The following is a 6,623-nucleotide window of genomic DNA, read 5'->3' on the forward strand; positions in this document are numbered from 1 at the left end:
CCTAATACATGCAAGTCGAGCGAACGGAAGAAGCGTCTTCGGACGAATTGGAAGTGAGCGGCGAACGGGTGAGTAACACGTAGGTAACCTGCCCTTGAGATAGGGATAACAGTTGGAAACGACTGCTAATACCGAATAGGAACAGATGAGGCATCTCATCGGTTTAAAAGGAGCTTTCGGGCTTCGCTTGAGGATGGACCTGCGGCGCATTAGCTAGTTGGTGGGGTAACGGCCTACCAAGGCGACGATGCGTAGCCGACCTGAGAGGGTGATCGGCCACACTGGGACTGAGACACGGCCCAGACTCCTACGGGAGGCAGCAGTAGGGAATTTTCCACAATGGACGCAAGTCTGATGGAGCAACGCCGCGTGTGCGAAGAAGGCCTTCGGGTTGTAAAGCACTGTTGTAAGGGAAGAATGGATAGGAGAGGAAATGCTCTTATTATGACGGTACCTTACCAGAAAGCCACGGCTAACTACGTGCCAGCAGCCGCGGTAATACGTAGGTGGCGAGCGTTATCCGGAATTATTGGGCGTAAAGGGCGTGTAGGCGGTGCTTTAAGTCTGACGTGAAAGCCAACGGCTCAACCGTTGAAATGCGTTGGAAACTGGAGCACTTGAGTGTCGGAGAGGAAAGCGGAATTCCTAGTGTAGCGGTGAAATGCGTAGATATTAGGAGGAACACCAGTGGCGAAGGCGGCTTTCTGGACGACAACTGACGCTGAGGCGCGAAAGCGTGGGGAGCAAACAGGATTAGATACCCTGGTAGTCCACGCCGTAAACGATGAGTGCTAAGTGTTGGGGGAGCGATCCCTCAGTGCTGAACCAAACGGAGTAAGCACTCCGCCTGGGGAGTACGGTCGCAAGGCTGAAACTCAAAGGAATTGACGGGGACCCGCACAAGCGGAGGAGTATGTGGTTTAATTCGAAGCAACGCGAAGAACCTTACCAACTCTTGACATCCCAGTGACCGTCCTAGAGATAGGACTTTCCCTTCGGGGACAATGGTGACAGGTGGTGCATGGTTGTCGTCAGCTCGTGTCGTGAGATGTTGGGTTAAGTCCCGCAACGAGCGCAACCCTTGTCCTTAGTTGCCAGCACGTGAAGGTGGGGACTTTAAGGAGACTGCCGGTGATAAACCGGAGGAAGGTGGGGATGACGTCAAATCATCATGCCCCTTATGAGTTGGGCTACACACGTACTACAATGGCTGGTACAAAGGGAAGCGAACCTGCGAGGGTAAGCGGACCCCATAAAGCCAGTCTAAGTTCGGATCGCAGTCTGCAACTCGACTGCGTGAAGTCGGATTCGCTAGTAATCGCAGATCAGAATGCTGCGGTGAATACGTTCCCGGGTCTTGTACACACCGCCCGTCACACCACGAGAGTTTATAACACCCAAAGCCGGTGGCTTAACCGAGGAATCGGAGGGAGCCGTCTAAGGTGGGATAAGCGATTGGGGTGAAGTCGTAACAAGGTATCCCTACCGGAAGGTGGGGATGGATCACCTCCTTTCTATGGAGAAAGCATGACATTTCCGGATGTTATGATAAAACGATGGTATCGCAAGATACAAAAAGCACTGAAGAGTGCAGGGTGTAGAGTTTGGAAGACAAACTTGGAGATTTCATTTAGTTTTGAGGAAGCAAGCGTGTGATGAAACCGGTATTCGTAAGAATACGCATGGCAGAAAAATAAAGAGAGCGAGCGAACCGAAAGTGATTCGGAGCGAAGGTGAAATTATTTGAGCCGTGAGAGGTGAAAGCATGAATGAATTTCTCAGGATGATTTTTGAAAACTAGATAACAACGACATCTACTTTTTATGAGAATAAAAAGTAAATAAGCAAATCAAAACAAACAAGTAAAAAACTGTCAAAAGTAAAGATTGAACACTTTCAGAGATGAAAGGGAACACAACACAAGTTTGGAAGATTGCTTAGGATTCTAAGAACACAAATAAAGGTTAAGTTAATAAGGGCGCATGGTGAATGCCTTGGCACTAGAAGCTGACGAAGGACGTGGCAAACGACGAAATGCATCGGGGAGTGGTAAGCACGCAGTGATCCGGTGATATCCGAATGGGGGAACCCATCTGTGGTGAAGCACAGATACTCATACATGAACACATAGTGTATGGAGAAGCAACCCAGGGAACTGAAACATCTCATTACCTGGAGGAGAAGAAAGTAAAAACGATTCCCTAAGTAGCGGCGAGCGAACGGGGAGAAGCCCAAACCAGTCTTCGGACTGGGGTTGTAGGACTGTCCATTAGGAGTAAGAAAACTGGCTATTAGAAGAACGATCTGGGAAGGTCGACCGAAGAAGGTGAAAGTCCTGTATTCGAAAGTAGCTGGACTCTGGACAGGATCCTGAGTACGTTCAGACACGAGAAATCTGGACGGAATCTGCGAGGACCATCTCGTAAGGCTAAATACTCTCTAGTGACCGATAGTGAACCAGTACCGTGAGGGAAAGGTGAAAAGCACCCCGGAAGGGGAGTGAAAGAGAACCTGAAACCATGTGCCTACAAGAAGTCAGAGCCCGTTCATGGGTGATGGCGTGCTTTTTGTAGAAAGAGCCGGCGAGTTACGATAACGTGCAAGGTTAAGCTGAAGAGGCGGAGCCGAAGCGAAAGCGAGTCTGAATAGGGCGAGTGAGTACGTTGTTGTAGACCCGAAACTGAGTGATCTAGCCATGGCCAGGGTGAAGGTGCAGTAACATGCACTGGAGGCCCGAACCCACGCACGTTGAAAAGTGCGGGGATGAGCTGTGGCTAGCGGTGAAATTCCAATCGAACTCAGAGATAGCTGGTTCTCCCCGAAATAGCTTTAGGGCTAGCCTCGGAATTGAGTCTCTTGGAGGTAGAGCACTGATTGTATGATGGGTCCACCTCGGATTACTGAGTATAGTCAAACTCCGAATGCCAAGAAGACATATCCGGGAGTCAGACTGTGGGTGATAAGGTCCATGGTCAAAAGGGAAACAGCCCAGACCGCCAGCTAAGGTCCCAAAGTGTATGTTAAGTGGGAAAGGATGTGGGGATGCACAGACAACTAGGAGGTTGGCTTAGAAGCAGCCACCCTTTAAAGAGTGCGTAATAGCTCACTAGTCGAGTGACCCTGCGCCGAAAATGTACCGGGGCTAAACATACCACCGAAGCTGCGGATTCATCGGAAGATGGATGGTAGGGGAGCGTTCTATACAGCGAAGAAGGTGTACCGGAAGGAGCATTGGAGCGTATAGAAGTGAGAATGCCGGTGTGAGTAGCGAAAGGCAGGTGAGAATCCTGCCCGTCGAAAGCCTAAGGGTTCCCCAGGAAGGCTCGTCCGCTGGGGGTAAGTCGGGACCTAAGGTGAGGCCGAAAGGCGTAGCCGATGGACAACAGGTTGATATTCCTGTACTATTTATTGATCGATTGACGATGGAGTGACGAAGAAGGTTAGGTTGAGCGCACGGATGGAAGAGTGCGTCTAAGCGTAAAGGCTGGTATGTAGGCAAATCCGCATACCTGAGGTTGAAACGTGATGGGGAGTCTCAGGACGAAGCAACTGAAACCAAGCTTCCAAGAAAAGCTTCTAAGGAGAGCAATAAGTACCCGTACCGATAACCGACACAGGTGGGCAAGGTGAGAATCCTAAGACGATCGGAAGAACTCTCGTTAAGGAACTCGGCAAAATGGCCCCGTAACTTCGGGAGAAGGGGCGCTCATAGGAATATGAGCCGCAGTGAAAAGGCCCGAGCGACTGTTTATCAAAAACACAGCTCTCTGCTAAGTCGCAAGACGATGTATAGGGGGTGACGCCTGCCCGGTGCTGGAAGGTTAAAAGGAGTGGTTAGCGGGAACGCGAAGCTATGAATTGAAGCCCCAGTAAACGGCGGCCGTAACTATAACGGTCCTAAGGTAGCGAAATTCCTTGTCAGGTAAGTTCTGACCCGCACGAATGGCGTAACGACTCGGGCACTGTCTCAACGAGAGATCCGGTGAAATCTTAGTACCTGTGAAGATGCAGGTTACCCGCGACAGGACGGAAAGACCCCATGGAGCTTTACTGTAGCTTGATATTGAAACTTGGTGTATGATGTACAGGATAGGTGGGAGACAAAGAAGGGTGCACGCAAGTGTGCCTGGAGTCACTGTTGGGATACCACCCTTTGTGCATTGAGTTTCTAACTCGCAACCGTAATCCGGTTGGAGGACAGTGTCTGGTGGGCAGTTTGACTGGGGCGGTCGCCTCCCAAAGAGTAACGGAGGCGCCCAAAGGTTCCCTCAGAATGGTAGGAAATCATTCGCAGAGTGCAAAGGCAAAAGGGAGCTTGACTGCGAGACCAACAAGTCGAGCAGGGACGAAAGTCGGGCTTAGTGATCCGGCGGTACCGAATGGAAGGGCCGTCGCTCAACGGATAAAAGCTACCCTGGGGATAACAGGCTGATCTCCCCCAAGAGTTCACATCGACGGGGAGGTTTGGCACCTCGATGTCGGCTCATCGCATCCTGGGGCTGGAGTAGGTCCCAAGGGTTGGGCTGTTCGCCCATTAAAGCGGTACGCGAGCTGGGTTCAGAACGTCGTGAGACAGTTCGGTCCCTATCCGTCGTGGGCGTAGGAAGTTTGAGAGGAGCTGTCCCTAGTACGAGAGGACCGGGATGGACATACCGCTGGTGCACCAGTTGTCTCGCCAGAGGCACAGCTGGGTAGCTACGTATGGAAGGGATAAACGCTGAAAGCATCTAAGCGTGAAGCCTCCCTCAAGATGAGACTTCCCATTCCAAGTGAAGTAAGACCCCTTGAAGACGACGAGGTTGATAGGCGAGAGGTGGAAGCATGGTGACATGTGTAGCTGACTCGTACTAATAGGTCGAGGACTTATCCAAAGAGATGAGTTCAAAGAAGAAAAGATGTCGTGAGTTATCTAGTTTTGAGGAATCAATCCTTGAAAGAAAAGAAGAAGTCTAGTGATGATGACGAAGAGGACACACCTGTACCCATGCCGAACACAGAAGTTAAGCTCTTTGGTGCCGAATGTAGTTGGGTTCGCCCTGCGAGAATAGGAAGTCGCTAGGCTTTTTTTTATGAGGCAAGTTTGAGGACACAAAGGCCAACATGAGTGAGAAGGAAAAAGACGTACCAGTACATGCACTGATTGTGGTGAACCCAATAATTTGGACAGTATAAAATTTTAAACAAGTAAGGATTGATTTCTGTATTGAACAGGAGTCAGTCCTTTTAATTTTACTGAAATACGTTTGGTATTATAATACTCAATATATGTTTCAATTGCCAGTTTTAAATCTTCAAGCGTTTCAAATTCATCTTCGTGACCATAAAACATTTCATTTTTTAACAGACTAAAGAAATTTTCCATCGGTGAGTTATCCAAGCAATTTCCTTTCCGAGACATCGATTGGACAATTCCACGATTTTGTAGCGCTTCACGATACGGACGCATTTGGTATTGCCAGCCTTGATCTGATTGGAAGATTAAATTATCTAGCTTCGGATATTTCGCAAAAGCGGTCTGCAACATAGTCATCGTTTGTTCAAAATTTGGTGATGTTGAAATGGCGACAGACACAATATCCCGACAATGCAAGTCTAGGATTGGTGATAAGTACAGTTTTCCTGCCGCAATTCTAAATTCACTCACATCTGTTGCCCAAATTTGATTTGGCTGTGTCGTTGTAAATTGACGACTGTAGTAAGTGTTATTTCTTTTCGTATCAACAACTTTCGTTAATAATTGATTTTTACATGTTCCTTTTAAGTCACCTTGATATGAATTATAGCGTGTTTTCGACTTTGGTTTCTTACCATACAATTTGAGTTCACTCATAATGCGTTTCACGCGTTTGTGATTGACTATAAAGCCACGATTCTTCAATTCAAGCGTGATACGACGGTACCCATAACGACTTTTATGCTCTTCAAAAATGGCTTTGATTTCGTTTATAAGTTTTCTCGTTTCATCACTTATTGTTCGATTCAGGTGATAATAGAATGTTGATCGACTTAATTGCATAACTTTAAGCACCATCAATAATGGATATTTCTGCCGCAATTCAGCTCCAATCGCTACTTTTTCGGCGGTTGTTGTTTTCGTTTCTGAATGACGGCATCTAACTTTTTTAAATAATCATTTTCCAATTCTAAGTACAAATTTTTGTTCTCTAAATATTTGATTTTTTCTGCATCTGTCATATTTTCGTATTTTTTCGTTGGTTTTTTCATAGTGGATGGTCTCCCTTTTCTTTTCTCCACTATAACATATCCAGCCGTTTTATACTGCTTTATCCAATTGCACAACACTCCAGGACTTGATAGGCCATGTTTAATTGACGTTTGATATACTGATTTTTCACCAATTATAACCTCTTCGATTATTTGTTTTTTCCATTCTGGATCATAGTGTGTTTTTGAAGTATTATCCAAAATCTCAATTCCATGATGATTGATTAATTTCATTAAATAGTCAACATTACTTCTATTGATTCTATACGCGAGTGCTAATTTTCTTATTGGCTCTCCTGATTTATATCTGCCATACATTTCAATTCGTTGTTCTCTCGTTAATTTTGCCATACAAAAAGCACCCCATTATTTGTGTCCAAATAATGGGGTGCACCGCA

At 47.0% G+C, this 6,623-nt stretch carries 2 protein-coding genes and 3 rRNA genes; 3 read left to right on the forward strand and 2 right to left on the reverse strand.

Annotated features, from left to right (window positions below; genetic code table 11):
* The 3 genes from L992_RS12355 to rrf form a co-directional block, all read left to right on the forward strand.
* Positions 1–1,514: ribosomal RNA gene (locus L992_RS12355) — 16S ribosomal RNA — on the forward strand; the annotation flags it as partial.
* A 448-nt stretch (positions 1,515–1,962) separates the two neighbouring features.
* Positions 1,963–4,871 (forward strand): 23S ribosomal RNA (locus tag L992_RS12360).
* Between the two features lie 77 nt (positions 4,872–4,948).
* Positions 4,949–5,061: ribosomal RNA gene (rrf, locus tag L992_RS12365) — 5S ribosomal RNA — on the forward strand.
* 115 nt (positions 5,062–5,176) lie between these two features.
* Here the strand turns inward: rrf and L992_RS13795 are convergent.
* Both L992_RS13795 and L992_RS13800 read right to left on the reverse strand, forming a co-directional pair.
* Positions 5,177–6,067, reverse strand: coding sequence for an IS3 family transposase (locus L992_RS13795; protein WP_304412951.1), 891 nt, complete (start codon positions 6,065–6,067; stop codon positions 5,177–5,179).
* A gap of 2 nt (positions 6,068–6,069) precedes the next feature.
* Positions 6,070–6,543 (reverse strand): hypothetical protein, encoded by a 474-nt coding sequence (locus L992_RS13800; RefSeq protein WP_231549794.1) that lies wholly within the window; start codon positions 6,541–6,543, stop codon positions 6,070–6,072.
* Positions 6,544–6,623: the final 80 nt, after the last annotated feature.

Source organism: Cetobacterium sp. ZOR0034, from assembly GCF_000799075.1.
In the GTDB taxonomy this organism is placed as follows: Bacteria; Fusobacteriota; Fusobacteriia; order Fusobacteriales; family Fusobacteriaceae; genus Cetobacterium_A.

Excerpts from the sequence above, each read along its gene's own strand:
- L992_RS13800 (WP_231549794.1), bottom strand. The coding sequence starts at position 6,543 with ATGTATGGCAGATATAAATCAGGAGAGCCAATAAGAAAATTAGCACTC.